This window comes from Pleomorphomonas sp. NRK KF1 (assembly GCF_023721755.1).
Classification (GTDB): Bacteria; Pseudomonadota; Alphaproteobacteria; order Rhizobiales; family Pleomorphomonadaceae; genus Pleomorphomonas.
On the sequence record NZ_JAMDLH010000007.1, the window covers coordinates 236,824 to 262,337 of the forward strand.

At 66.2% G+C, this 25,514-nt stretch carries 27 protein-coding genes; 9 read left to right on the plus strand and 18 right to left on the minus strand.

The annotated features are described in order from the left end of the window. Positions 1 to 4: 4 nt before the first annotated feature. On the plus strand, positions 5 to 1,039 hold the full coding sequence (locus tag M4J39_RS17935; RefSeq protein WP_251729802.1) for a DUF1176 domain-containing protein: 1,035 nt from the start codon (positions 5 to 7) through the stop codon (positions 1,037 to 1,039). 18 nt (positions 1,040 to 1,057) lie between these two features. After that, the gene (locus M4J39_RS17940) at positions 1,058 to 1,666 is read left to right on the plus strand and encodes a glutathione S-transferase family protein (RefSeq protein WP_251729803.1); all 609 of its coding nucleotides are present in this window, start codon (positions 1,058 to 1,060) and stop codon (positions 1,664 to 1,666) included. A 20-nt stretch (positions 1,667 to 1,686) separates the two neighbouring features. Here M4J39_RS17940 and M4J39_RS17945 read toward each other — a convergent pair whose 3' ends face one another. Next, positions 1,687 to 2,571, minus strand: a complete 885-nt coding sequence (locus M4J39_RS17945) for a LysR substrate-binding domain-containing protein (protein WP_251729805.1) — start codon at positions 2,569 to 2,571, stop codon at positions 1,687 to 1,689. A gap of 273 nt (positions 2,572 to 2,844) precedes the next feature. On the opposite strand from M4J39_RS17945, the gene M4J39_RS17950 reads away from it, so the two are divergent. Beyond that, positions 2,845 to 3,735: an NAD(P)-dependent oxidoreductase gene (locus M4J39_RS17950; RefSeq protein ID WP_251729806.1), complete on the plus strand. Its 891-nt coding sequence runs from the start codon at positions 2,845 to 2,847 to the stop codon at positions 3,733 to 3,735. Between the two features lie 121 nt (positions 3,736 to 3,856). Here the strand turns inward: M4J39_RS17950 and M4J39_RS17955 are convergent, their stop codons facing one another. Further along, a complete protein-coding gene (locus M4J39_RS17955; RefSeq protein ID WP_251729807.1) occupies positions 3,857 to 4,771 on the minus strand; it encodes a LysR substrate-binding domain-containing protein in 915 nt (304 codons plus the stop codon). Positions 4,772 to 4,872: 101 nt separating this feature from the next. On the opposite strand from M4J39_RS17955, the gene M4J39_RS17960 reads away from it, so the two are divergent. Next, positions 4,873 to 5,517, plus strand: coding sequence for an NADPH-dependent F420 reductase (locus M4J39_RS17960; protein ID WP_251729809.1), 645 nt, complete (start codon positions 4,873 to 4,875; stop codon positions 5,515 to 5,517). A gap of 74 nt (positions 5,518 to 5,591) precedes the next feature. On the opposite strand, the gene M4J39_RS17965 is transcribed toward M4J39_RS17960, so the two are convergent. Then, complete coding sequence (locus tag M4J39_RS17965; RefSeq protein WP_251729813.1) at positions 5,592 to 6,197, minus strand: outer membrane protein; 606 nt, start codon at positions 6,195 to 6,197, stop codon at positions 5,592 to 5,594. 469 nt (positions 6,198 to 6,666) lie between these two features. On the opposite strand from M4J39_RS17965, the gene proC reads away from it, so the two are divergent. The 3 genes from proC to M4J39_RS17980 all read left to right on the plus strand — a co-directional run bounded on the left by proC (position 6,667) and on the right by M4J39_RS17980 (position 8,654). Next, the gene (proC, locus tag M4J39_RS17970) at positions 6,667 to 7,488 is read left to right on the plus strand and encodes a pyrroline-5-carboxylate reductase (RefSeq protein WP_251729814.1); all 822 of its coding nucleotides are present in this window, start codon (positions 6,667 to 6,669) and stop codon (positions 7,486 to 7,488) included. A gap of 3 nt (positions 7,489 to 7,491) precedes the next feature. Further along, on the plus strand, positions 7,492 to 7,833 hold the full coding sequence (locus M4J39_RS17975; protein WP_251729816.1) for a tRNA-binding protein: 342 nt from the start codon (positions 7,492 to 7,494) through the stop codon (positions 7,831 to 7,833). A gap of 74 nt (positions 7,834 to 7,907) precedes the next feature. Continuing rightward, positions 7,908 to 8,654 carry a methyltransferase domain-containing protein gene (locus tag M4J39_RS17980; protein WP_251729817.1) on the plus strand — a complete coding sequence of 249 codons (747 nt, stop codon included), beginning with the start codon at positions 7,908 to 7,910 and terminating at the stop codon, positions 8,652 to 8,654. Between the two features lie 30 nt (positions 8,655 to 8,684). Here M4J39_RS17980 and M4J39_RS17985 read toward each other — a convergent pair whose 3' ends face one another. From M4J39_RS17985 to M4J39_RS18015, 7 genes are all read right to left on the minus strand, one after another. Beyond that, a complete protein-coding gene (locus M4J39_RS17985; protein ID WP_251729950.1) occupies positions 8,685 to 10,376 on the minus strand; it encodes an ABC transporter ATP-binding protein in 1,692 nt (563 codons plus the stop codon). Between the two features lie 5 nt (positions 10,377 to 10,381). Next, positions 10,382 to 11,326, minus strand: coding sequence for an acetamidase/formamidase family protein (locus M4J39_RS17990; protein ID WP_251729818.1), 945 nt, complete (start codon positions 11,324 to 11,326; stop codon positions 10,382 to 10,384). A gap of 80 nt (positions 11,327 to 11,406) precedes the next feature. Next, positions 11,407 to 13,023 (minus strand): ABC transporter substrate-binding protein, encoded by a 1,617-nt coding sequence (locus M4J39_RS17995; protein ID WP_251729820.1) that lies wholly within the window; start codon positions 13,021 to 13,023, stop codon positions 11,407 to 11,409. Positions 13,024 to 13,128: 105 nt separating this feature from the next. Further along, on the minus strand, positions 13,129 to 14,049 hold the full coding sequence (locus M4J39_RS18000; protein WP_251729822.1) for an ABC transporter permease: 921 nt from the start codon (positions 14,047 to 14,049) through the stop codon (positions 13,129 to 13,131). A 1-nt stretch (position 14,050) separates the two neighbouring features. After that, positions 14,051 to 14,899, minus strand: coding sequence for an ABC transporter permease (locus M4J39_RS18005; RefSeq protein ID WP_251729823.1), 849 nt, complete (start codon positions 14,897 to 14,899; stop codon positions 14,051 to 14,053). Continuing rightward, entirely contained in the window at positions 14,899 to 15,483 is a 585-nt protein-coding gene (locus M4J39_RS18010; RefSeq protein WP_251729824.1) for an ANTAR domain-containing response regulator, read from the minus strand. The genes M4J39_RS18005 and M4J39_RS18010 overlap by 1 nt, the downstream gene beginning before the upstream one ends. Then, a complete protein-coding gene (locus M4J39_RS18015; RefSeq protein WP_251729825.1) occupies positions 15,480 to 16,619 on the minus strand; it encodes a transporter substrate-binding domain-containing protein in 1,140 nt (379 codons plus the stop codon). The genes M4J39_RS18010 and M4J39_RS18015 overlap by 4 nt, the downstream gene beginning before the upstream one ends. Between M4J39_RS18015 and M4J39_RS18020 the strand changes: the two genes are divergently transcribed. Then, complete coding sequence (locus tag M4J39_RS18020; protein WP_251729826.1) at positions 16,603 to 16,785, plus strand: hypothetical protein; 183 nt, start codon at positions 16,603 to 16,605, stop codon at positions 16,783 to 16,785. The two genes, M4J39_RS18015 and M4J39_RS18020, sit on opposite strands and share 17 nt — an antisense overlap. A 97-nt stretch (positions 16,786 to 16,882) precedes the next feature. Here the strand turns inward: M4J39_RS18020 and M4J39_RS18025 are convergent, their stop codons facing one another. Further along, complete coding sequence (locus M4J39_RS18025; protein WP_251729827.1) at positions 16,883 to 17,782, minus strand: LysR substrate-binding domain-containing protein; 900 nt, start codon at positions 17,780 to 17,782, stop codon at positions 16,883 to 16,885. A 338-nt stretch (positions 17,783 to 18,120) separates the two neighbouring features. On the opposite strand from M4J39_RS18025, the gene M4J39_RS18030 reads away from it, so the two are divergent. Then, positions 18,121 to 18,357 (plus strand): hypothetical protein, encoded by a 237-nt coding sequence (locus tag M4J39_RS18030; protein ID WP_251729828.1) that lies wholly within the window; start codon positions 18,121 to 18,123, stop codon positions 18,355 to 18,357. A gap of 118 nt (positions 18,358 to 18,475) precedes the next feature. On the opposite strand, the gene M4J39_RS18035 is transcribed toward M4J39_RS18030, so the two are convergent. The 7 genes from M4J39_RS18035 to M4J39_RS18065 form a co-directional block, all read right to left on the minus strand. Beyond that, entirely contained in the window at positions 18,476 to 19,021 is a 546-nt protein-coding gene (locus tag M4J39_RS18035) for an AAA family ATPase (protein ID WP_251729829.1), read from the minus strand. Between the two features lie 8 nt (positions 19,022 to 19,029). Then, the gene (locus tag M4J39_RS18040) at positions 19,030 to 19,986 is read right to left on the minus strand and encodes an ROK family protein (RefSeq protein WP_251729831.1); all 957 of its coding nucleotides are present in this window, start codon (positions 19,984 to 19,986) and stop codon (positions 19,030 to 19,032) included. Positions 19,987 to 20,079: 93 nt separating this feature from the next. Next, on the minus strand, positions 20,080 to 20,997 hold the full coding sequence (locus tag M4J39_RS18045; RefSeq protein ID WP_251729832.1) for a tagatose-bisphosphate aldolase: 918 nt from the start codon (positions 20,995 to 20,997) through the stop codon (positions 20,080 to 20,082). 43 nt (positions 20,998 to 21,040) lie between these two features. Beyond that, a complete protein-coding gene (locus M4J39_RS18050; protein WP_251729833.1) occupies positions 21,041 to 21,844 on the minus strand; it encodes an ATP-binding cassette domain-containing protein in 804 nt (267 codons plus the stop codon). Beyond that, positions 21,841 to 22,950, minus strand: a complete 1,110-nt coding sequence (locus M4J39_RS18055; RefSeq protein WP_251729834.1) for an ABC transporter permease — start codon at positions 22,948 to 22,950, stop codon at positions 21,841 to 21,843. Before M4J39_RS18055 ends, M4J39_RS18050 begins: the two co-directional genes overlap by 4 nt. 178 nt (positions 22,951 to 23,128) lie before the next feature. Further along, complete coding sequence (locus tag M4J39_RS18060) at positions 23,129 to 24,106, minus strand: ABC transporter substrate-binding protein (RefSeq protein ID WP_251729835.1); 978 nt, start codon at positions 24,104 to 24,106, stop codon at positions 23,129 to 23,131. Between the two features lie 357 nt (positions 24,107 to 24,463). Next, positions 24,464 to 25,363 carry a sugar-binding transcriptional regulator gene (locus tag M4J39_RS18065; protein ID WP_251729951.1) on the minus strand — a complete coding sequence of 300 codons (900 nt, stop codon included), beginning with the start codon at positions 25,361 to 25,363 and terminating at the stop codon, positions 24,464 to 24,466. Positions 25,364 to 25,514: the final 151 nt, after the last annotated feature.

The window sequence follows — 25,514 nt, forward strand, 5'->3', positions numbered from 1 at the left end:
AGTCATGTCGCGGCGGTTGGTTTTTGCAGTAGCGTTTTTCGCTTTCGCCCTCGGCGCGGCAGCCGATGCGTCGGCGGCGGTCTCCAAGCGGTTCGGCTCCGTCACGGTCACCTGTGACGACGAGCGGCATTGCGCCGCCAGCATACAGGCGGCGAACGCGGACAAGGCCAGCGTCGTCGTGCTTCAGCGGTCGCCGGAGAGCCGGGCGCGCTGGACGGTGTCGATCTCGACGCTGGGCGTGCTTGCCGATCGCGACCGCCCCGTGGCGCTCTCGGTCGACAACGGCGTCGACAGCACGCTCTATCCGGGTTCGGATTACGCGCCCTTCGTCCATCCATCCGACTATTACATCGTGTCGCCCGCCGCGCTCGGGCGGCTGATGCTGCAGATCCAGCGCGGTCACATGCTGCGCTTCTCGTTCATCGATATCGCCGGCAACGCGCACACGGACCGCTTCCCGCTCGACGGGTTGGCGGATGCCCTCAACGAGATCGACCGCCAGCAGGGGCGCATTCCCGGCGACCGTCGCGCCGGGCCACCGGAGAACCTGCCGGAGGCGCCGGACGTCGATGCCGGCGCCCACCTCTCGGCGGCCGGCGTGCCGCCGCGCCTTCTGGAGCTGCATCTGGCCTCGGCCGCCTGCGAGAAGCCCGATGCGGCCGACATCGCCGGCGCGGAACCGCTGATCGCGCCGCTTGGCGAGACGGCGACGCTCTATGTCATCCCCTGCTATCGCAACGCCTCGGGGCTCGCCTCCCGCCTCTACACGATCGATAGAGGCGAGATCGGGGGCATCAATCCGCTCCTCTTCGCCGGCTTCTCCGAACGGCTCGGCTGGTATGGCGTCGACGTGCTGTTCGACGTCGCCTATGACGCGGAGAGCCGCCGCCTGGAGGCGAGTGGCGCCGACGACCAAGGCTGCGCCTTCCGAGCCGGCTGGACCTTCACCGACACTGCATTTCGCCTCGACCGTCTCTCGGCCGCCACCAGCTGCGGCGGCGCCGCGTCCGGCTGGACGGATGTCTATCCGGCGCGTTGACCTTACTGGACTTTTGCCATGGCCGACATGATCCTGCGTACCAGTCTCACGTCCCCCTTCGGCCGCAAGCCGCGCCTTGCCGCCGCCGTTCTCGGCCTGTCCGGATGGATCGAGGTGACGCCGGCCGACACCTTCGACGACAATGACAGCCTCAGGGCGCAGAACCCGCTCGGCAAGGTGCCGACGCTGGTGCTCGCCGATGGCTCGACGCTCTACGACAGCCGCGTCATCCTCGAATACTTCGACCACCTCGCCGGTGGCGGCCGCATCATTCCCAGCGAGCCGGAGGCGCGCTTCGCGGCGCTGAAGCTGCAGGCGCTCGGCGACGGCATTCTCGATGCCGGCGTGCTCCGTCGGCTCGAAACCCTGTTCCGCGACGAGCCCTCGTGGTCGCAGCGCTGGCTCGGCTACCAGAGCGGCAAGATGAACCGCGCCCTTGATGTGCTGGACATGGCGCCGCCGTCGGACACCGACATTCTGGTGGGCGAGATCGCGGTTGCCTGTGGCCTCGGCTTCATCGACTTCCGCCTTGGCGACGACTGGCGGGCGGGCCGTTCGCGTCTTGCCGGCTGGTACGAGCGCTTCGCCGCCCGCTGTCCCGGCTTTGCAGAGACCGCGCCGCGTTGAGACTCAATGTACGGTGCCGGTCAGCAGGTTTCCCAATAGCGAAGCGAGCAGGCCATCTCCTCGCCCAACCATTCGCGGAACTGACGCACGGCCGGCTTTTGAACCGACCATCGATTGGTGATGAACCAATAGCTGGCTCCGGAGAGCACGCGGTTCGGAAAGGGCGCCACGACTTGCCCCCTTTCCAGGGCGTCGCTTGCCAGTGTCTGCCAGGCCATGAATATGCCTTGCCCTAGCATTGCCGCATCCAGACAGAGCGATCCGTCCGCGTAGGTTGGACCGGCTTTCATTTCCGGGTGGCCGAGGCCAAGTGCCGCGAGCCACACCTCCCACCCCGAAAGCTGATCGTTTTCGCGGATGATCGGAAACTGGAACAGGTCCTGGGGCTTCTGGATGGATCGGGAGAGCTCGGGTGAGCAGACGGGAAACACGCGCTGGTCGATAAGCTTGAAGGCTCCGTCCATCGCCGCGGAGTCGCGGCCGAAGCGGATGCCCACGTCGACATCCGAATGATCGAGGTCGATAACGTCGGCGGTTGGCAGCAGCCTCAGGCTGATGGTTGGGTATTTCTGATTGAACCTGCCGATCCTCCAGATCAGCCAGCGGCTTGCAAAGATTGGTGCGACGGTGACTGTCAGCGTCGTGCTTTCCGACCGCTTCAGTTCCGTCAGGGACGCGGACAACTCGGTCAGGGCCAGCGTGAGCCGGGGAACGATGCGGGCGCAGCTTTCCGTCGGGCGCAAGCCGGTCGACAAGCGAACGAACAGCGGTTGTCCCAGGCTCGCCTCCGCTTTCGAAAGGCGTTGACTGAGCGCGCCGGGTGTGGCGCCCAGTTCCTCCGCCGCGCGAACGAGCGAGCCGGTTCGTGCGATGGCTTCAATCACGCGGATGGCGGAAAGGGACACGGAATTGAGGTTTCGCATTTAGAAAATCTAAATGCGATCGATCAAGAAGTCGATTCCCCTCGACCGAGGAACCGGGCAATGCTGGCCCATCATGAGACGGATTCTCACTTTCTTTCGGCACGCAAAAAGGGAACGTCGCCCAGACGCCGTCTGGCGGCGGGATCCGCTGATTCATCCGGATATCGCTCGCATGACGGAGCGTGAGCGCGCCGATCTGCCGTTTTGTCCGGAGTTGGTGGCAAGCGAGTAGGGGCGGATGTTGGAGATTTGCCGATGCGCGTCGTCGTAACCGGTAGTTCAGGGCGGATCGGTAGCGCCATCTGCAGGGCCTTGGGCTCCGTCTGCGAGATTGTTGGAGCCGATAATCGCCCCTCGTCTGCGACGCCTTTCGTGGGCGACATTTCCGACCGGGTCTTTCTGGCAAGGCTGCTGGAGGGTGCCGACGCCGTCATTCATACGGCGGCGCTTCATGCACCACACGTGGGCGCTGTGCCGGATTCCGAGTTTCAGCGGATCAATGTGGATGCAACGTTTCTAGTTGCAGCGATGGCGCGGGATGCGGGGGTTCGACGGCTGGTCTTCACCAGTACGACGGCGCTCTATGGTGCGGTGATCGGCGTTGGCGCCTGTGCCTGGATAGACGAGGAGGTTCGTCCAGTTCCCAGGACCGTCTACCATCGAACCAAACTCGCGGCCGAGAATATCCTCGAAGAAATGGCCGCTCCGGACCTCTCCATTCGCATCTTGCGATTGTCGCGCTGCTTTCCCGAACCGGCAAATCTCATGGCGCTCTACCGCCTCCACCGAGGCGTGGACCTGCGTGACGCTGTCGAGGCGCATGTGATGGCGCTGCGGAATGGTGGGGCGGCATTCCAGCGCTATGTGATCTCGGCCCAAACGCCGTTCTCCCGAGAAGATCTGCCAGAACTCGCGATAGACGCGCCTCGTGTCATCGCGAGACGCGCTCCAGGACTGTTTGAGGACTTTGCCAGACGCGGTTGGGCGCTGCCTTTGGGGATCGACCGTGTGTACGCGTCGATGAACGCTGCCGAAGACCTCGGATGGCGAGCGGAGCACGGCTTTGAAGCTGTGATTGAATCGCTGAGCATCGGGGATACGGACGTCTTGCCTCCAACCTCCTTGACGGGACGGCAAACGCCATAAGGGCACCCTTCGGCACGAGACATTGGAGCGGCAGACGCGCGGAAATCGAAGCTGGATGTTCGCCCAGTGGAGGCCCGGTTCAGATTCTGAAGCATAGGTACCGTTGGGACGCCATGCGTTGTTACCGCTCCCCGGCCCGCCTGCTCCCCGGTCCGAACTCCTCGACCACGGCGTCGACGAAGCTGCGAAGCTTGACGGTCGGCCTGCGACCGGCGGGGTAGAGGACGTGCATGGGCTTGGCCGGTCCTTCGTAGTCCGGCAGCACGCGCACGAGGCGGCCGGCGGCGATCTCGCCGTTCAATATGCTCTCCGGCCCCAGCGTGACGCCGAAACCCTCGACGGCCGCGTGCAGCAAGGCCTTCCAGTCGTTGCTGCGGAAGCGGCCGTTCGCCCTGACTTCCTCGGTCTTGCCCGCGCGCGAGAACAGCCATCGGCAGGGGATGCTGGGCGACCAATAGCCATAGGCGAGGCAATCGTGCCCTTCGAGGTCGACCGGCGTTTCCGGCGTGCCGCGTCGCTGAAGATAGGCGGGCGAGGCGCAGGCGATGAGCCGATAGGGCGCGAGCGGATGGACGACCAGCGCGTTGTCGTCGACCTCGCCAACGCGGATCATCACCTCGAATGCCTCTTCCAGCGGGTCGATGAACCGATCATTGAGCGTCAGGTCGACCCGCATGCCGGGGTAGCGGTCGAGATAGCGCGTGACGAAGGGGGCGAGGCTGAAGGCGCCGAAGGTCACCGGCGCGTTGACCCGCAGCACGCCTTCCGGCCGCGACCGCATGTCAAGCGCCAGCGTGTCGGCGGCCTCGGCTTCGGCCAGTACCAGCTTGCAGCGGTCATAGTATGCGCGCCCGACGTCGGTCAGGCTTTGCCGGCGCGTCGTGCGATGAAGCAGCGTGGCGCCGAGGCGGTCCTCCAGAAAGACGACGTGCTTGGCCACCATCTGGGGCGACATGCCCATGGCCTCGGCGGCGGATGCGAAGGAGCCTAGATCGGAGGCCTTCACGAAGACCGCCATGCTGGTGAGCCGATCCACGATTATTCCCTTCTGGTGTGGAATGTAGTTCGTTCAAGGATATTTATCGCGTTTGCGTGCTCAATTAAACCTCCATGTGACGGGACACACGGAGAAACGGAATGAAGATTGGTATTATCGGCGCGGGCTTTGTCGGGCGCGCCATCGGCAAGCTGGCGGTTCAGGCGGGGCATCAGGTGATGCTCAGCAACTCGCGCGGGCCTCAGACGATGTTCAGCCTGCGCTACGCGGTGGGCGCCGAGGTCGGCACGGTGGACGAGGCGGTGGCGTTTGGCGACGTCGTTGTGGTCGCCATTCCGCTTTCGGCCTATCGCGCGGTGCCGGTCGAGCCGCTTGCCGGCAAGATCGTGATCGACACCAACAACTACTATCACGAGCGGGATGGCCGGTTTCCCGAACTCGACGCGCGCGCGACGACGACCAGCGAACTGCTGGCCGGTCACCTGCCGCGATCGAAGATCGTCAAGGCGTTCAACGCCATCACCATGAAGGATCTGGAAAGCGAGGGTAAGCCGGCGGGCGTGCCCGACCGCCGCGCCCTGCCCTTGGCGGGGGACGATGCCGACACCAAGGCGGTGGCCGTCAAACTCTATGACGAGTTCGGGTTCGATGCGGTAGATGTCGGACCGCTGTCCGAGGGGTGGCGGTTCGAGCGGGGAACGCCGGCCTATTGCGTGCCGTTTACCAAGGCGGATCTTCAGAAGGTTCTCGCGTCCACGATGCGCGATGGGCCGCTCTCGGCATAAGCCCAGGCCACTCATGGAAAAGGCCCCGGAAGCCGAAGCTGCCGGGGCCATTCCATTGTTCGGTCCGAAGAGGATCAGAACTTGTAGCCGACGCCGACCTTGACGGCGTTGCCGTCCAGATCACCCTTGTCGCCGTTGTAGTCGCGGCTGTTGGTGTCGGTGTAGAGGTACTCGGCGCGGGCCGTGATGTTGGTGGTCAGAGCGGCTTCGATACCGGCGCCGACCTGATAACCGACGTGGGTGCGGGTCTCGTCACCGCCGCTGTTCTTCATCTCGCCCTGGCCGACCAGACCGCCGACGGCGCCGTAGACCAGGATGTTGTCGAAGGCATAGCCGGCGCGGCCGCGGACGGCGCCCGTCCAGGTGGCCAGCGGGTCGGCGCCACCATAGGCGACTTCGGCTTCGCCACCGACGACGACGTTGTTCGGCATCTGGTAGTTATAGCCGGCGAACACGCCGCCAACGGCAGCGTCACGATCCTTGCCGCCAGCCTCGGGCTGGTTGGCCCAGGTGTAGCCGACGTTGGCGCCGACATAGGCGCCGGTCCAGTCGAAGGTGGAGCTGGTCACCGGGGCCGCATAGGGAGCCTGGGGGATCGGCTCGTTGAGGTCGGCGGCGAAAACGGGAGCCGACAGGAGAAGGGCCGAACCGGCGACGGCGCCAAGAAGCAGCTTGCTCATTACTTTCACTCCTTACATCCGGTGCGGTGACACTGGGAGGACGTCCCGCACGCTTTCCATCAGGCCGTAAGCAATTGCTGCCCGGCTGTTCGATGGGTTGAAGATGATGTTCAAATGAGGCGATGTCCATGCGAGAATTTGACGAAATCGGGGCAAGACGACGGCGCATTTTGGTTGATGTATTGATGCAACAGTATGGTTACTGATCTGAAACGGTGCATCAATCGAACTTTAATACAAATGAATATTATCACGATTTCGCGATTGTCGGTCACATTCGATTAACCATAAATGTGGCTGCTCCGGAGGGGAGGGGCGCGAGCGAGGGGATGGACGTTCGGCGATTCGGAGCCTTCACGACCCTCGCGCGGCCTGCCTCGGCTTTTCTGACGAGCCGATTTGTGGCAGACCGGAGGCAGTCGGATCGTCGGCCCCGCGCATGAGGTCGGGGCCGGACGGGGAGATCATCATGCCATTTTCGGAAATCGGTTCGCTCGTGCTCGTCGGTGCCGGCAAGATGGGCGGCGCCATGCTGCACGGCTGGCTCAAGAAGGGGATGAACCCCAAGTCGGTGTCGATCGTCGACCCGCACATCGGGTCCGAAGCCTTCTCGATGCTGATCGAATACTCGGTCAGCCATTACAAGGACGCCGCCGACATCTCCGAACCGGCCGACGTGGTGATGCTCGCCGTCAAGCCGCAGCAGATGGGCGAGGCGCTGCCGGCGCTGAAGCGCGTGGTGGGGCCGTCGACGCTGGTGGTGTCGATCGCCGCCGGCACGACGCTGGCCACTCTCGCGGCGGCGCTGGGCGACGGACCGATCATCCGCGTCATGCCCAACACGCCGGCCCAGGTGGGGCAGGGCATGTCGGTGGCCGTCGGCAACGGCGCCGTCACCGAGACGCATCGGCGCGTCGTGACCAGCCTGCTCAACGCCGTCGGCAAGTCGGCCTGGATCGGCGATGAGTCGCTGATCGATGCGGTGACCGGCCTGTCGGGCAGCGGGCCTGCCTATGTCTTCCTGCTGGTTGAGGCGATGGCGGCGGCCGGCGAGAAGGCCGGCCTTGCGCCCGATCTCGCCATGCAGCTGGCCCGGCAGACCGTCGTCGGCGCCGGCGCACTGCTTGGCGGCGTGCCGACCGACGCCGCGACGCTCAGGAAGAACGTCACCTCGCCCGGCGGCACCACCGCCGCCGGACTGGCCGTGCTGATGGGCGAGGAAGGCTGGCAGCCGCTGGTCGACGCGGCCATCGCCGCCGCCACCCATCGCTCGCGCGAACTGGCGGGCTGAGCGGTGAGCGACCTGATCGACTACGACGACTTCCTGAAAGTCGACATCCGCGTCGGCCGCATCATCGCGGCCGAGGTGTTCAAGGAGGCGCGGCGGCCTGCTTACAAGCTCCGCATCGACTTCGGGCCGGAGATCGGCGAGCGGCGTTCGTCGGCGCAGATCACCGAGAACTACAAGGTCGAGGACCTCGTGGGGCGGCTGGTGCTGGGCGTCGTCAACTTCCCGCCCAAGCAGATCGGGCCGATGCGCTCGGAGGTGCTGACGCTGGGCGTTCCCGACGCCGCCGGGCATGTGGTGCTGGTGGTGCCGGACAAGGACGCCGTGGTCGGCGGCCGTCTCTACTAAAGGCATTGTGGACATTCTTGCGCATCGGAGGTACTTCGCGCGGACTTTGAATCAATTCAAATTTGAGGTTCTCAGTGGACATTCCGCGAATATTCAACATCACCGAAAGCGCCCATCGCATCCATAATCCGATGACGGCCGACAAGCTCGCCACGCTCGGCGCGGCGCTGCGCCTGGAGCCGGGCGCGCGCGTGCTCGACCTCGGCAGCGGTTCGGGCGAGATGCTCTGCACCTGGGCGCGCGATCATGGCGTCGTCGGCACCGGCGTCGATCTGAGCCGGCTGTTCACCGAGCAGGCGAAGCGCCGGGCCGCGGAACTCGGCGTTGCCGACAAGGTCACGTTCATCCATGGCGACGCCGCCGGCCATGTCTCTGACGAGAAGGTCGACGTGGCGGCCTGCGTCGGCGCCACATGGATCGCTGGTGGCGTCGGCGGCTGCATCGAGCTCTTGTCGCGGAGCCTGCGTCCGGGCGGCATCATCCTGATCGGCGAGCCCTACTGGCGGACGCTGCCTGCGACGGATGCGGTCGCCAAGGGCTGTCTTGCCCACTCTGTCTCCGACTTCCTCGCACTGCCGGAGCTCGTGGCGTCCTTCGGCGCTCTCGGCTGCGATGTCGTCGAAATGGTCCTGGCCGACCAGGACGGTTGGGACCGCTACGAGGCGGCCAAATGGCTGACCATGCGCCGCTGGCTCGACGCCAACCCGGACGACGAACTGGCGGGCGAGGTGCGCGCCAAGCTCACCTCGGAGCCCGAGCGCTACGCCGCCTACACTCGAGAGTATCTGGGGTGGGGCGTGTTCGCGCTGATGAAGCGCTGACGGGAGGCTCGCGGCCCCTCGTCCTCTCTCTCAGCCCGCCATCGCCAGGCGTCGTCGGGACGGATCGGGGATCGGAACGGCGTCGATCAGGCGTCGGGTGTAGTCCTGCCCGGGGTTTTCGAAGACGGCGCGGCGCGGGCCGTATTCGACGATCCGGCCGCCGTTCATCACCGCGACGTCGTGCGACATGCGCTCGATGACCGCCATGTCGTGCGAGATGAACAGATAGGCCAGCCCCTCCGTCTCCTGAAGCTCCAGCATCAGATCGAGCACTTTGGCGCGAACCGACACGTCGAGCGCGGCGACGCTCTCGTCGGCGACGATCAGCTTGGGCTTCAGCGACAACGCACGGGCGATGCAGATGCGCTGGCGCTGGCCGCCGGAAAACTCGTGCGGATAGCGGCTGGCCACATCCGGCGTCAGGCCAACGCGGCGCAAGAGCTCCGCGACCCGGTCGGCGCGATCGGACCTGTCGCCAATGCCGTGGATCGCCATGGGCTCGGCAATGGCGGCGCCCACCGTCATGCGGCTGTCGAGCGAGGCATAGGGGTCCTGGAAGATCATCTGGGCGAGACGACGGACCGGCCGCATCGCCTTGACCGAGAAGTCCATCAGCTCTTCGCCGCCGATGGCGACATAGCCTTCGTAGGGGATCAGGCCGAGCACGGCCTTGCCGGTGGTCGATTTGCCCGAGCCACTCTCGCCGACGAGGCCGAGCGTCCGCCCGGCCCTGAGCTCGAAGGAAACGCCGTCGACTGCGAGCTGGCCGGCCTTGCGGCCGAACAGGCTGGCGCGGGCGCCATAGGTGACCTTGAGGTTCTGGACGGCGAGGACCGGTTCAAGCGACTTATCGGCTCGCGGCGCCGCCATCGCTTCCGCCGTGACAGCCGGCGGCCCATCGGTGCCGGTGCGGGCGCCGATGCGGGGGACGGCGGCGATCAGCTCGCGCGTGTAGGTCTGGGTCGGCTGTTCGAAAATGTCGACCGCCGAGCCGATCTCGACGAGGCGCCCATCCTTCATGACCGCGACCCGATCGGCCATCTCGGCGACGACGCCCATGTCGTGGGTGATCAGGATGGTGGACGTGCCGAACTCGCCCTTCAATTCTCGCATCAGCTTCAGGATCTGCGCCTGCACGGTGACGTCGAGGGCGGTGGTCGGTTCGTCGGCGATCAGCACCTTGGGCCGGCAGGACAGCGCCATGGCGATCATCACTCGCTGGCGCATGCCGCCGGAGAGTTCGTGCGGATACTGACCGAGGCGCCTTGCCGGTTCGGTGAGCTGCACCGCATCCAGCATGCGCAGCGCCTGGGCGCGGGCGGAAGCTTCGTTGCCACCCTGGTGGATCAGAATTGGCTCCAGAAGCTGCTTGCCGATGGTCATCACCGGGTTGAGCGATGTCATCGGTTCCTGGAAGATCATGGCGATGTCGCGGCCACGCACCTCCCGCATGGTCCGCTCGCCGAGGGTGGTGAGGTCACGCTCCTCAAGCTTGATCGAGCCGGAGACGATGCGCAGCGAGGCGCGCGGCAGAAGCCGCATCACGGACAGCGACGTGACCGACTTGCCGGAGCCGCTTTCGCCGGCCAGGCAGAGCGTCTCTCCCGCCGCCAGCTCGAAGCTCACGGCGTCGAGCACGCGCTTTGCCCCGCGATCGGTCAACGCGTCCACGGTCAGCCCGTCGACGGTGAGAACCGGTGCTGCCTTGAAGTCTCCGCTCATGTCCGTCACGACAGCACGATCCTTGGGAAATAGAAGCTCACCACCACGTTCGGCATGTCGACGATCTCGGAAATGCGCAGATCGCCGGCCACCGAACAGAGCATGTAGGCGTCGGCCGGATTGTAGCCGTGCTCGGCGGCGAGAAGATCGATCATCCGGCTGAGCGCCTCGCGCGACGCGGTCAGCAGGTCGGGACCGACACCGGTGGTCACCTCGTAGCCGGCGGCGTCGAGATGGCGCGTCACAGGTCCCGGCGTGGTGAAGCGGGGGCTTTCGAGCGTCTGTCCCTTGAGAATGCTGAGCGTCAGCGTGACGTTCATGGCGCTTTCGATGGCGGTGCCGCAGACCTCGCCGTCGCCCTGGGCGGCGTGCGTGTCGCCGACCGAAAACAGGGCGCCCTCGACCTCGACCGGCAGATAGAGCGTAACGCCCGAGGAGAGATCGCGGATGTCGAGATTGCCGCCGACGCGGCGTGGCGGAACGACCGAATGGACGCCCGGCTCGGCCGGGGCGACGCCGATGGTGCCGGCGAACGGCTTGAGCGGTACGCGGCCGCCGGGACCGAACAGCGAAGGCGCCATCGTGCCGGGCTCGTATGTCCAGACGTGCAGCGCCGGATCGGTGAACTGATCGGCCAGCAGGCCGAAGCCGGGGATTACCGCCGTCCAGCCGATGCCGGAGGGAACGAATTCGCGGATCTCGACCTTCAGCACGTCGCCGGGCTCGGCGCCTTCGACGTAGACCGGGCCGGTGACCGGGTTGACCTTGGCGAAATCGAGGTTGACCACGTCGGCCACCGTCGAGCCCGTGCCGAGCTGGCCGCCGGAGCTGTCGAGACACTCGAAATGGATGGTCGAGCCGGATTTCGCCAAGGCGGCCGGCGTGAAATCGCGGCTCCAGCCATAATGATGATCGCGGCGATGGATGGTGTAGTCGCAGGCAACGCACATGGCGATTTCTCCCTGTCGCCAGTTGACGGGGGAAGACAAGTCTCCCCCCGCGCTGGCGCGGACTTGCGGTCAAATCCTTGTTATTGCTTCACATAGATGGCGTCGTAGTTGATGACGCGCGTCGGATCGATGTAGATGTTGCCCGGCCCGCCCATGCGCTTGGACTTGGCGACGACGCGGCGCTCGTTGAACACCGGGATCCACGGCGCATCGGCCATGAGGTCGGTGAACACCGAACCCCAGAGCTTGGCGCGCTCGTCCTTCTTGGCCGGATCGGACATCGAGTCGGCCTCGATGGCGCGGGCGTCGAGATCCTTGTTGCAGTACCAGGACCAGTTCCAGCCGCCCTGGACGGCGCCGGCGCAGCCCAGGATCGGGCCGTAGAAGTTCGAGGGATCGGGGAAGTCGGCGATCCAGGCCATGCCGCCCGACCAGATCATCGGCGCCTCGCCCTCGGTTCCACCGGCGGCGATCACGTTGGCGTTGGCCAGCGCCTTGATCTCGGCCTTGACGCCGATGGCGGCAAAATCCTGCTGCAGCGCCTGGGCGATGCGCGGATTGGGATCGGTCGACGAAGCGTAGAGCGCGGTCTCGAAGCCATCGGGGAAGCCGGCTTCGGCAAGCAGCGCCTTGGCCTTCTCGATGTCGTAGGCGTAGCCCTTGAAGTCCTTGTCGTAGCCGGGCATCAGCGGCGGCAACGGCTGGTTGGCCGGCGTGGCTCTGCCGTTGACGATGCGGGTGATGCGCTCCTTGTTGACGGCCATGTTGAGGGCCTGGCGCACCTTGACGTTGTCGAGCGGCTTGACGCGGGTGTTGATCGCGACATAGCCGGTCTGAAGCTGCTCGCCATCGACGATGATGTCGGCGGCATCCGGGCCATTCTTGATCTCCAGGAACTTGGCCGGAGGAATGCCGTCGCCGGCGATGTCGACCTCGCCCTGCTGAAGGCGCAGGAGAGCCACCAGCGGCTCCTGGCCGACCTCGACGGTGAAGCCGTCGATCTTCGGCGTGTCGGCAACGTAGAAGCTCGGGTTCTTTTCGAACACCAGCCTCTGGCCGATCACCCACTCCTTCAGGACGAAGGCGCCCGAACCGACCGGCTTCTTGCCGAAGTCCTGGCCTTCCGCCTCGACGACTTCCTTCGGCACGATCGAGGCGAAGTTGATGGCGAGCACATGCAGGAAGGTGGCGTCGGGACGGCTGAGCTTGAAGATGACGGTGCCGTCGTCGGGCGTCTCGATGCCGGAGAGCCCCTCGGCCTTGCCGCCGGAGAGGTCTTCGAAGCCGGCGATGGCGCCGAAGAAGCCGGCGCCGGGGCCCTGCGTCTTGGGATTGACGGCGCGTTCGATGGAATACTTGACGTCGGAGGCCACCACCTCGCGACCGTTGGAGAACTTCACGCCCTTGCGGAGCTTGAAGGTGTAGGTCAGGCCGTCCGGCGTGATCTCGAAGCTCTCGGCCAGCGACGGCACCAGATCGGCCGTGCCGGGCGTATACTCCATCAGGCGGGAAAACAGGCTCTTGATCATCGACCAGTTCTGCCAGTCGTAGCCGATGGCCGGGTCGAGGGTGGCGATGTCGTCCTTGTAGGTGACGACGATGGTGGCGCCCTTGACGGGCGTCTCGTCGGCCAGCGCAACGAGTGGCGTCAGCGCCATCAGTCCGGCCAGCGCGGTTCTTTGCAGCCAATGTGTCATGCGGGTTCCCCTTTGTTGTTTGACTGGTTTTTGTTGTCGTTGACCGGGCTGCGGCCCGGCGTCATCGGGGCCTATCGGGCCCGAATTTCTTTTGCTCCCCGGGCCCTATCGGGCCCGGATTCTGGGATCGATTAGCGGCGCGACAAGGTCGGCGACCAGGTTGCCGATCACGATGGCGAGCGAGGAGATGAGCGTGACGCCCATGATGATGGGAATGTCGACCTGCTGGATCGCCTGCCAGGCGAGCTGGCCGATGCCGGGCCAGCCGTAGACGGCTTCGACCACCACCACGCCGCCCATGAACTGGCCGATGTCGATGCCGATCATGGCGACGATCGGCAACAGTGCGTTGGGCACGGCATGGCGCAGGATGACCGCGCGCTCGGCGACGCCCTTGGCCCGTGCCGTGCGCACATAGTCCTGGTTGAGCACGTCGATCATCGCCGAGCGCACCATGCGGGCATACCAGCCGGCGCCCAGCACGCCGAGGGTCAGCGCCGGCAGCACGACGTGGCTGAAGGTGCCGAAGCCCGACATCGGGAACCATTGCAGCGTCGCCGCGAAGACGTAGAGCAGCAGCAGGGCGACGACGAACTGCGGGGCCGACACGCCGACGAAGGAGACGGTCATCACCAGCCGGTCGACGAAGCCGCCGCGATTGAGGGCGGCGACGGTGCCGAGGGTCAGGCCGATCGCCACCTCGACCAGGATGCCGGAGACCATCAGGATCAGCGTCGCCGGCAGGCGGGCAAGGATCAGCGTCATCACCTCGGTCTTCTGGGTGTAGGAGCGGCCGAGATCGCCCTGCACGAGGTTGCCGAGATAATGGATGAACTGGACGATCAGCGGCTGGTCGAGGCCGAGCTCGTGTCGGATGTTGGCGACCGTCTGGGCGGTGGCCGAGCGGCCGGCAAGCTGCACCGCCGGGTCCGCCGGCAAGGCGTAGAGCAGCACGAAGGTGATCGCCGCGACGCCGAACAGGATCATCAGCGCGCCGCCGAGCCGGCGCAGGATCAGCTCGATCATCTCACATCCTCCCACGCTGGGTCGGGTCGAGGATGTCGCGCAAGGCATCGCCGACCAGATTGAAGGAGAGAGCCGTCAGCAGGATGGCGATGCCCGGGAAGATCACCAGCCAGGGCGCCGCCGTGAAGAAGCTTTGGCTTTCGAAGATGATGTTGCCCCAGGAAGGTTCGGGCGGCTGCACGCCGACGCCGAGGAAGGACAGCGTTGCCTCGAGCAGAACCGTGGTGGCAATGCCAAGCGTGCCCCAGACGATGGCGGTGGGCATCAGGTGCGGCAGGATATGACGGAAGACGATGCGTCCGTGTCCGGCGCCGAGCGACCGTTCGGCGAGGATGAAGTCGCGCTCCACCAGCCCGCGTGTTTCGGTGTAGACGATGCGCGCCACCTGCACCCAGTTGACCATGGCGATCACCATGGCGACGATCCAGAGGCTGGGGTGGAACAGCGCCGCCAGTACGATGGCGAGCAGCAGGGCGGGAAAGGCCATCATCAGGTCGGTGAAGCGCATCAGGGCATTGCCCGCCGGGCCGCGCAGGTAGCCGGCCAGCATGCCGATGCCGAGGCCGATGGTCACGGCCGTGCCGTTGGCGACGACGCCGATGATCAGGGAGGTGCGGGCGCCGAACAGCAGGCGGGTCAGGAGATCGCGGCCGAGCGTGTCGGTGCCGAGCAGAAAGGCCGCGTCGGGGCCGATGGGCGCGCCTTCGAGGGTCAGGCCGTCGAACAGTTGCTCGTCGGGGGCATAGGGGGCGATCAGCGGGGCGGTGAGGGCGCCGATCACCACCAGGAGCACCACGACGAGGCCGAAAACGGCCGTGGGGCGGCGCAGGAATTCACGGGCGATGCGCATCAGCCGGCCTCCGACAGGGGAATGACGCCGGCCAGCATCTCGGCGGCCGTCTGTTCGATGGTGATGCGCCGCTTCATGGCCGCGCGGCGGAGAGAGGCGTAGGCCGCTTCCTCGTCGCACTGGGCCGCCATCTCGATGGACCTGACGGCGGCATGCACCAGGGGGCGCATGCGGAGCCGCTCCTCCAGGCGTTCCATGCGGGCGGCCGCTTCGACCGCGCGGGCATGGGCGGCGACGGCCAGCACCAGCGCCGGATAGACTGCGGCGGGCACCACCGGCTTGGGCAGGATGGAAAGCGCGCCTTCCGAGATCGCCCAGGCGACGCGGCCGGGCGCTTCCGATTGCAGCAAGGCGACCATCGGCACCGGCGCCGGCTCGCCCGCCCAGGGCAGCAGGCCCGACCAGCCCTGGTCGGCATCCACCAGCACGATGTCGGCCGGCGTCGCCTCAAGATCCAGCGGCGTCCACTGCACATGTGCCTCAAGACCAAGCAGACCAAGCTGACGGACGAGGCGCGCGGTCCCTTCGTCTGGGCGGTGGAGGATGGCGGCCTTCAGGCCGACGAGGTCGGGGATCACCGTCATGAGACCACCCTCAGGCTGGAGCGGCCGCCGTCGCGCGGCGCCGTCATGTAGGGGTCGGCCGCCATGGCGGGGCGGCTGGCGATGATGTCGAAGTTTCCATCGTCGCGGATGCGGCCGAGATGGAACGGCAGGGCCGCGTGGTTGGTACGCGGATCGATGCGCATCGGCCCGTGCGGCGTTTCGAACAGGCGGGCGTGGACTGCCGCGCGCACGGCGGCCGGCTCATCGGTTCCGGCGGACCGAACCGCGTCCATCAGCATGTGGGCGGCGACATAGGCGCCTTCGACGAAGGACGAGAGCCGACGATCGGCGCCCAGAGCCGTGGCGGCGCGCGCCCGAAAGCGCTCGTTCTCCGGCGTTGCCAGGGTGCCGAAGTAGCTGGCGGCCGACAGGTGGCCGGTGGAGAGACCAAGGCCGATCTCGCCGATCTCGGCCTCGGTGAGATCGCAGCTCACCACTGGCCGCACCTCCGGCCGGAAAGCGGGATCGGCATCGCCGAGCGCCTTGTAGGCCCTCAGGAAGGCATGGCTCGAGGGGCCGATCATGTTGTTGAGGATGAAGTCGGGACGGCGGCTCTGGATGTCGGCGATCAGCCTGTCGACATCGGTTTCCTCGATGGGGAGGCAACGCTCGCCGACCACCTCGCCGCCGGCATCCCGCAAGAGGTCGCGGGCGATGCGGTTCATCTCCCAGCCCCAGACGTAGTTGGCGCCGATGAGATAAACCCGCCGCCCCTGCTTGGGCAGCAGATGCTCGAACAGCGGCATCAGGTGCTGGTTGGGACAGGCGCCGGTGTAGATGACGTTCTCGTTGGCTTCGAAGCCTTCGTAAGGGCAGATATACCAGAGCAGGCCGTCGTGCTTCTCGATGAGCGGAATGACTTCCTTGCGGGCGAGCGAGGTGATGGTCCCGATGATCAGGCGGCATCCGTCGCGCAGCATGGCGCGCGCCTGTTCCAGATAGGCGCGCGGCTCACCTTCCGGATCGGTGTAGACGGGCTCGAACGACATCCCCTCGCCGGCCATCTCGCTGGCCTCGGCAAAGGCAAGCGCCGCACCATCGCGACAATCGCGCCCTATGGAGCTGTAGGGTCCGGTGCAGGAGAACAAGATCCCGACCTTGATCGTGCCGACCATTGCAAACCTCAATGCAACGACCAACGCAAAAAGCCCCATGACACGCTCCGGCTCGCTCGAACGATCGCCGAAAGGTCATGGGGCCATGCTGCCCGTTGCTCTGGAAGAGCTCATGTCATGGGCGCGATACATCGCCGCCCATCAATTAGGCATGTATGTTATCTGAGCTTCTTTGCCGCTGTCAAGGATGGAAAGAACGGCATCAGTCCTCGTCGACCGATGCGCTGCCTCTCTCCTGTGCATGAAGGCGAGTGCCTGGAGTTTCACCCTGCCTCGTTCATCTCCTCTACTTGCGCGTAGAGCCACTCGACGAAGCGCGTCACTTCGGGCTTGGGGCGGATGCGGTCGCGGCGGACGAGGTAGAGATTGTCGACGCCGCCGGTGACGATGTTGAACGGCGCCACCAAGCGGCCGAGGGCGATGTCGTCACCGATCATCGAGAGGTCGCCGATGGCAAAGCCGCGCCCGGCCTCGGCGGCGCGCAGGGCCGTGTCCATGGTGTCGAAGATCTCGCCATGCTCGACGTCGAGCGCCTCGTCGCCGAAGGCTCTCGCCACCCAACGCTTCCAGTCGGCAAAGCCCGATCCATGCAGGATCTGGCCGCGGCGGATTCGCTCGGGCGGCTCAAGATGGGCGACGGTCTGGTAGTAGGCCGGCGAGCAGACCGGCGTCAGCCGCTCCATCAGGAAGGGCACCAGTTCCTCTGGCTGCCATTGGCGCGACTCGTAGAGGATGCCGACGTCGTTCTCGACGTCGCTGGGATCCATGTTCTCCCACAGCACCGACACGCGCACCGAGAGATCGGGGTTGGCGGTCTCGAAACTCCTGAGGCGCGGCAGCAGCCAGCGGGCGCCGAAGGTGGGCGGCGTGCGGACGCGGACGACGCCGGGGCGGGCGCGGATCTGCTCGACGCCGCGCCGGATCGCCTCGAAGGCGGTGCCGAGCGACAGCGCCAGCTGTTCGCCCTCCGGCGACAGCCTGACGCCACGATGGACGCGGCGGAACAGCTCGACGCGCAAGTCGTCCTCCAGCGCGCGGATCTGCCGGCTGACGGCGCTCTCGGTGACGTTGAGTTCCTCGGCGGCGCGGTTGAGCGCGCCGAGGCGGGCGACGCTTTCGAAGGCTTTGAGGGCGTTGAGGCTGGGCAGGCGGCTGACGGCCACGTTCGGCACTCCCCGTAGTCGGTTCCGGTTGATTTTCACGCACGAGCAAATGCCGCGGGAACCTACGGCGATCGTGTATCGACCAAGGTATCAGCGGCGTACCACCATCCTGCAAATCCCGTAGACTGCAGCCGAAAAAGGGCTGGTTTGTCAGAAATATGGCAGATCGACACGCAGTTTCACCTAGAGATCGTCCCCTCGCGCCGACCGGCCGGACGCGTTTGGCAAGGATTTGTTTACGGTTGAGTTTTTGGAACGTCAAGCGGGCGAAAAAGGCGTTTGAAGCGGCACAGTCGCATCGTCATATAGAAGCCAAGCGAAGCTCACGGAGTTCTATCATGATCTTCTCGATGTCCCTCCGCCAATGGGCCGGCAGCACCTTCAACCCGGGGCAGCTTTATCGGCAGTGGCGCAAGCGCAGCCTGCTCAGGCACGACCTGCAGCGGTTGGTCGAGGATCCGTATCTGCTCGACGACGTCGGCTTCTGTCGCGAGACCGCCGAGCGCGAGCTCGACCGCGCCGTCTGGGAGCCGGTGGCCAACCTGCGCCAACCGCCGCACAAGCGCGCCGCCTGACGGATCCAAGATCTCAAGCAGTTCGAAACGCCTCGGTGCCGACCGCGCCGGGGCGTTTTCATTGTGTGGCCTTCCAGGCTGGATGTTCCCAGAAGCGCCGGTCAAGACACTCGAACCCTCATCCCTCGGGGGAGAGGCCGGCGGCCCTTCCGATCCGCAGGATCAGCTCGTCCTCATCGGCGGCCGCAAGCGTCTCGACGTCGACGACGGGCCAGAGTCCGATGGGCGTGGCGCGGGCCGCCAGTTCCGCTAGCTCGGGGGCGTAGCTGGCGGGCGGATGGCCGGCGTGGCGAAACGCGGCGCGGGCACGATAGCGTTCGGCGCAGACCTCGGGCGGGGCGTGGCACCAGATCTCCACCACCGGGCCGGCTCCTGCCCGGGCAAGATGGGCCTCCAGCACGTCGAGGGGCACGAACTTGTGCCAGGCGTCGACAACGGCGCCGAGACCGTCCGGAAAGCCGGCGATGCTCGAGAAGATCGCGTGATAGCTCGCCCGCCCGAGCTTGCGGCTATAGTCCCTGTCACCGATGCCGAGATGGTCGAAGAAGGCTTCCTTGATGGTGTCGACCGTCAGGATGGGCAGGGACATGCGCCTTGCGATGATGGCTGCGACGGTGGACTTGCCGCTGGCGGGCACGCCATTGACGAGAAAGACCGGATGCATGGGGGCTCTCACGGCTGCGGATTGAAAACGGGTAGGTGGCCGGCCTCGGCCGCGAAGGCCGGCAGGCTCGCTTGGGGCGCCTTGCCGCGACGGAGCGAGGCGAGCGCCCAGAGGCCGCCGCCGATGATGCCGGCATCGTCGCCAAGCGCGGCCGGTCGGATGTCGTAGTTGTACCAACTGGTCTCGGGTGGAAGGCGTCCAAGCGCCCGGACCATCGCACCACCGAGACCGCCGCCGAACACGACGAGGTCGGGGTCGAACGCGGCGGCCATCGACGTGGCCGCGTCCCGCATCGGTTCCGCCCAGGCCCGCAATACGGCCGTCGCCACATCGTCCCCGGCGTCGGACCGGGCGAACAGACCCTGCACCGTCGTGTCCGTGGCGAGTCCGGCCTCGCGGATCAGCCGCCCCAGCGACGTGCCGGAACTGGTCGTTTCGACGCAGCCCTGCCGACCGCAGTTGCACCGCTCCCCTCCGGGACGAACCGTGATGTGGCCGAGCTGGCCGGCGGTGGCGTGCCCATGGAGCGGGCGGCCGCCCTGGATGATGGCGCCGCCGATGCCGGTGCCGATGGTGAACATGACCACGTTTTCGGCCCCACGGGCGGCGCCGACGGCGCATTCGCCAATCAGCGCCATGGAACAGTCGTTCTCGACAACGACGGGAAGCCTGGTGGCGGTGCCGAGCCATCCGGCCAGAGGCAGTCCGCCGATGTCCAGATAGCCCGCCGACAGGACCAGCCCGGCCGCCGCGTCGACGCGGCCCGGAATGCCGATGCCGATGGCCGCGACGTTGGGGCTCCGGTGGGTTGCGACGAGTTCGGCCAGCCGGTTCGAGAAGGCGTCCCGGCCGTTGGTCACCCGCTCGGCATGTCGCGACAGGATGCGACCGGCCGCGTCGATTTCGGCGATGCGCAGGTTCGTGCCGCCAACGTCGATTCCAAGAGCGGTAGCGCTATCCGTCATGGGGACCTCGTCTTTTTCGCGGGAGGCATAGTTTGAGAATGCACGAAAGCGCGTGCGAGGAGGCGGCCTTTCGGCCGCTCCTTTCGGCTATGCTCAAGCCGGCACGAGCGCCGGCGCGGCGAAGGCTTGCAGGATCTTCTGGATCTCCCTGAGGCGCGGCGTCGCGATGTTGGCGAGCCGGTCCTGCTCGACCTTGCGATCGAGCGAGATGCAGTCCTTCCAGAGCGCACGGCCAGCGATGACGCCGGAGGCGCCGTTCCGCATGGCCGTTTCCACCTGACCGAGGAAGGTGTTGTGGTCGACGCCGGCCGACAGCACGGCCCACGGCACGTCGCCGGCCATGTCGGAAATGGCGCGGCAGGAGGCGGCGCTGCCGGGGAACGGCAGTTTCAGCACCTTGGAGCCGTTGTCGAGCGCGATGCGGGCACAGCCCACGATCAGTTCGCCGAACTTCGCCTTGTAGGCGGCCTCGTCCTCGCCGTCGAAGGCGTAGGTCAGGATCTCGACGACCAGCAGCAGGTCTTCCTTGGCGAAGTCGGCGACGCAATCGCGAATGATCTTGATGTTGTGCGTGTTGGCTTCGGGGCGGTCGGGGCGCAGGTAGACCATCAGCTTGCCGCCGGTGCCGCCCAGTTCGCGGACCCGGCGGGCGTCGACGCCCGGCACCAGCTTGGACAGGCGGTAGCCCTTGGCGTCGACGTCCCAGCCGGACGCATCGAGGCCGATCAGCAGCGCGGTGTTCCGGCCGAGAACGCCTTCGTCAATGACGCGCGGCACGGCGCAGACGGGATCGAGCAGCACGCAAGAGGCCGAGTTGGCGAGATAGGCGACGATGTCGGACTTGACGTCGCCAAGCTTGTTCTCGTCGATCCTGGCCCGCTCCTCGGGGGTCGATGCGAGGATCTGTCGCATGGCGCCGCGCTGGTCGCAGGCAACGACCATCATGTGGCCGTCGGGGCCGCAAATCTGCTGGTAACCGCGATATTCCGCGGTTGTCATCCTGTTGGGCATTTTGTGTTCCTGTCGTGTGTTGATTGGATTTGCCGGACGACGGTCAGCCGACCATCAGGCGGACGACTTCGTTGGCGTTGGTGTCGGCGGCGCGGAGGTCGGCGACGGCCCGGCCGCGGCGCATGATGAACAGCCGGTCGGCGACCTCGAAAACGTCCTGCATGTTGTGGGAGATGACGATCACCGGGACGCCGCGCGACTTCAGCGTCTCGATCAGCGACAGGACCTTCTTCTGCTCGGGCACGCCGAGGGCGGCTGTCGGCTCGTCCATGATCATCAGCTTGGCCTTCCAGTAGACGGCGCGTGCGATGGCCGTCGCCTGGCGCTGCCCGCCGGACAGCGTGCGAACCGGGGCTTCGAGGTTGCGGATGTTGATATGCAGTTCCGACAGGACGGTCTTTGCCTCGGAACGCATCCGGGCGTTGTTGAGGCCAGGCAGGAAACCGTAGGCCTTGCCGGGGAGCTCGCGGCCAAGGAAGATGTTCTCCGCCGCGCCAAGGTTGTCGCAGAGCGCGAGATCCTGGAACACCGTTTCGATGCCGAGGTCGCGCGCCTGCAATGGCGAGGGAATGTCGACTTCCTTGCCGTCGAGCTCGATGGTGCCGCCGTCCGGCCGGTGGACGCCGGCGACCGTCTGGATCAGCGTCGACTTGCCGGCGCCGTTGTCGCCGAGCAGGGCGACGGTCTCGCCGGGGTAGACGTCGAAGTCCACCTGGTCGACGGCGACGAGGCCGCCGAAGCGCTTGGTGATCTTGCGGCAGCGCAGGACCGGGGTGAGACCTTCGGGATGCGGAACCTGGGGGATCGACACGGGGGCGGAGACGGGGTGGGGGGCGAGCGTGGTCATGGGAAGAACCTCCCCTTGGCCTGATCCACCAGGACGGCCATGATGATGACGGCGCCGACGGCGACGTATTGCCAGAAGGGGTCGATGCCGAGGATGACGAGGCCGTTCTGGATGACGGCGATCACCAGGGCGCCGACGACGGTGCCAAGGATGCGGCCCTGCCCGCCCAGCATCGACGCGCCGCCGATGGCGATGGCCGCGACCGACGACAGCATCAGCGCGTCGCCGGCATTGGCGACGCCACCGTTGAAGCGCAGCACGTAGAGAAAGCCGGCGAGCGACGCCGAGACGGAGCAGAGCACGTAGATCTTGAACAGCGTCCAGGCGAGCGGAATGCCGGCGCGGGAGGCGGCCTTGGGGTTGCCGCCGACGGCGTAGACGTGCCGACCGAAGCGGGTGCTGCCGAGCAGCCAGCCGCAGAAGGAGGCGAGGACGACGATGTAGAGGACCTGCAGCGGAAAGAAGCCGACAACATCGCGCACGGCCGTTCCCGTCACGCTGTCGGGCATGCCCAGGAAGCTGACGCCGGCCTCGGGATGGAAGTAGGCGAGGAAGCCGTTGCCGAAGAAGCCGAGACCGCGCGTGCTGATGGAGACCGGCGGGCCGCCGGACAGCACGTAGGCGACGCCTTCGGCCACCGACAGGGTGCCGAGCGTGGCGATGAACGGCGGCACGCGCATGTAGGCGACGAGCACGCCGTTGACCGTGCCGGCGGCGAGCCCGATGAGCAGCGTCGTCATCAGGCCGAGCAGGATGATCACCGGCAGCGGATAGCCGGTCAGCGACTGCATGACGATGGCGCTGGCGACGCTTGCAAGCCCCATGACGAAACCGGTCGACAGGTCGATGCCGGCGGAGATGATGACGAAGGTCTGCCCCAGGCCGAGCACCAGCAGCACGGCCATGTTGGCGCCGACGGCCTGGAAGTTGAACAGGTCGAAGAAGCCCGGCGCGGCGATCGAGAAGAAGACGATCAGCGCGATCAGGAACAGAACCGCCCACATCCGGCCGGCGAAGGCGACGAGATTGGAGGGCGCCAGAACTTCGTCCTGCGACGCGGATGCTTCTGAGGCCGGGGACGAAAGGCTGGTTGATTTGACACTCATGGAGCGCGTCCTTGAGCTGGAAGGTGAAGGAGGGGCACACCGCGCCGAGCGCCATCGATCTGTCGATGGGCGGATCAGAGGCCGCCGAGGCGGCTCCGGGTCGCTTGGAGGGGATGACCCGGCGCCGCGCCTGGGCGGTCGTCCGGGAGAGTGGAGTCTCCCGGGCGGGCCTTGGGGGTTACTTGGCCTTGTAGATCGCCGACTGCGCTTCCGGGCTGTCGACGTTGTCGCGGGTGATCGTCACGAAGGGGATGGCGATCTTGGCGGCGATGTCGGTCTCGCCCATGAGAGAGTCGTAGACCGACTGGACGGCGACCGCGCCGATCTGACCGGGCTGCTGGGCGATGACGATGTCGATCAGGCCGTCCCTCAGGCTGGCGATGGCTTCTTCGGGCGCGTCGAAGCTGGCGATCTTGACGGTGCCCTGCAGGTTGGCCGTGCGAACGGCGGCTGCCGCTCCTTGGGCGCTGAACAGGTTGCCGCCGAAGACGGCGCCGATGTCCTTGTCGCGCTGGAGCGCGGCCTGCGTCAGGTTGGTCGCCGTCGTGGCGTTGCTCTGGGTGTAGTCGACGCCGGCCAGCTTCACCGCGCCGTTGGTCGCCTCGACGGCGGCCTTGCAGCCATCGCGGCGCAGCGTGTCGGACGGAACGTTCGGCGTCGAGACGAGCACGTAGAGCGAGCCTTTGCCGCCCATGCTGTCGATGAGCGCCTTGCAGGCCGTCTCGCCGCCGGCGAAGTTGTCGGACGATACGCCGGCCACCGGGAAGGTCACGCTGCCGGTCTTGTAGTCGCCGTCGCCGACGAACGTGTCGGCCGTGGCGATGACGATGCCGGCCTGGGATGCGCGCTCCAGCACGGCGATCATGGCGGTGGGATCGTTGGGCACGGCGACCATGCCGTTGACCTTCTTGGCGATCATGGCGTCGATCAGCGGCGTCTGCAGGCTGGGGTTCCACTGCGACGGGCCGTCGGCGACCAGCGTGATGCCGAGCTCTTCGGCCTTGGCGCGGGCGCCCTTTTCCATGGTGACGTAGAAGGGGTCGCCCTTGATGCCGTAGATGAGGGCGATGGTGACGTCGGCGGGCTTCAGCGAAGCCGCCGTGACGGCGGTCGTCGAAACGAGAACGGCGGCGAGCGCGGCTGCAATCTTCTTCATGTGTTTCCTCCCAAATCCGGCAACGTTTCCTCAAACGCGCCTTCCGCCTGGGCGGCCATGTTGGTCGCACGAGATCGGCGACACATGCGTAACATCTTTCCGAAACAAATTTCAATAGGTCGTGACGAAAATTTCTGAAATCGTCCAGCTGCTATGAAATAACTTGCGGAGACCGGTATCAGGGTTATGCCGGCACGATGGGACGACCGCATGACGATGCGGCGCCGGCGAACAGCCGGTGGCGTTTCGTTGGTTTGCCCCGGCGTGAACTCAGGGAGCCGCGCGCCGTGGCAGGTCGACTATGTGATTGTATTGCTGGGGCTATCTGCCGTCTGCCTCGTCCCTGACAGCGATCATCTAGCTGCAGAGATCGAGCACGGCCTGAGCGGTTCGCACATCAGTGACCAGGGTGTTGATCAGCCGAGACCGGGCGGCGCCGACGATGGCGGCGGCCTTGGCGGTGGAGACGGCAACGCCGATGACCGCCGGAATCCGCCTCAGCTGCTCGACCGACAGGGCGATCAGGCGGTCGGCCCCGCTCCAGGAGACGAGCTGTCCGTGGGCGTCGAAGTAATGGCGGATGACGTCGCCCACCGCATTGGTGAGTTGACGCTCGTCGGCCGTTACGCCGAGTTGGCCGGGTGTCGGCGATACGTGCGGCAGACCGATGCCGACGAGAGCCGCATCCGCCTTTTCCCAGAGCGCAATGGTCTCGCGGATGCTGGGATCGCTCAGGAAGGCTTCGCGCAGAGCGGTCGACGGCAGGTAAGGGGCGTGCAGGAAGCGCGGCGTGCCGCCCATCTGCTCGGCTGCCAGACGGACGAACTCGTTGATCTGAAAGTGATCCGCCGTCTCCTGCATACCGCCGTTGGCCGGGACGGTGATGACGCCGGGACATTTTTGCAGGCCGCCCTGGATGATGTCCCGGACCGCGCGGCCCCAACCGATGGCGACCACCGAGCCGGGGTGCAGCCCCGCGTCGGCAAGGCAGCCCGAAACGGCGCCGGCCAGCGAACTCACCGCGTTGGCCTCGGGAACCTCGGCGACGACGGCCCGCTTCAGCCCGAGGGCGCGTTCAAGGTCTCGTGCCAGATCGTCCGGTCCCACCAGATCCCGCACCTCGATCCGGACGATGCCTTCCTCGCGCGCCCGCTTGAGCAACCGCGAGATCGTGGCTGTCGAGAGGTCGAGCTGTCTGGCGATCTCGTTCTGGGGGATGTTCGACAGGTAGTACAACTTGGCGACGGTGTGCAGCAGCGCGCGCGACGAACCCGACTCCTGTCCCATGGACTCTGACAGATCGACCTCCGTGAAATAGATTGCAGCCACCCATAACATCGAAGGAAATTTATTGAAACAAGGAAATCCGTCGATAGACTACGCATAGTCGATGCGCTTTGGGGTTGCA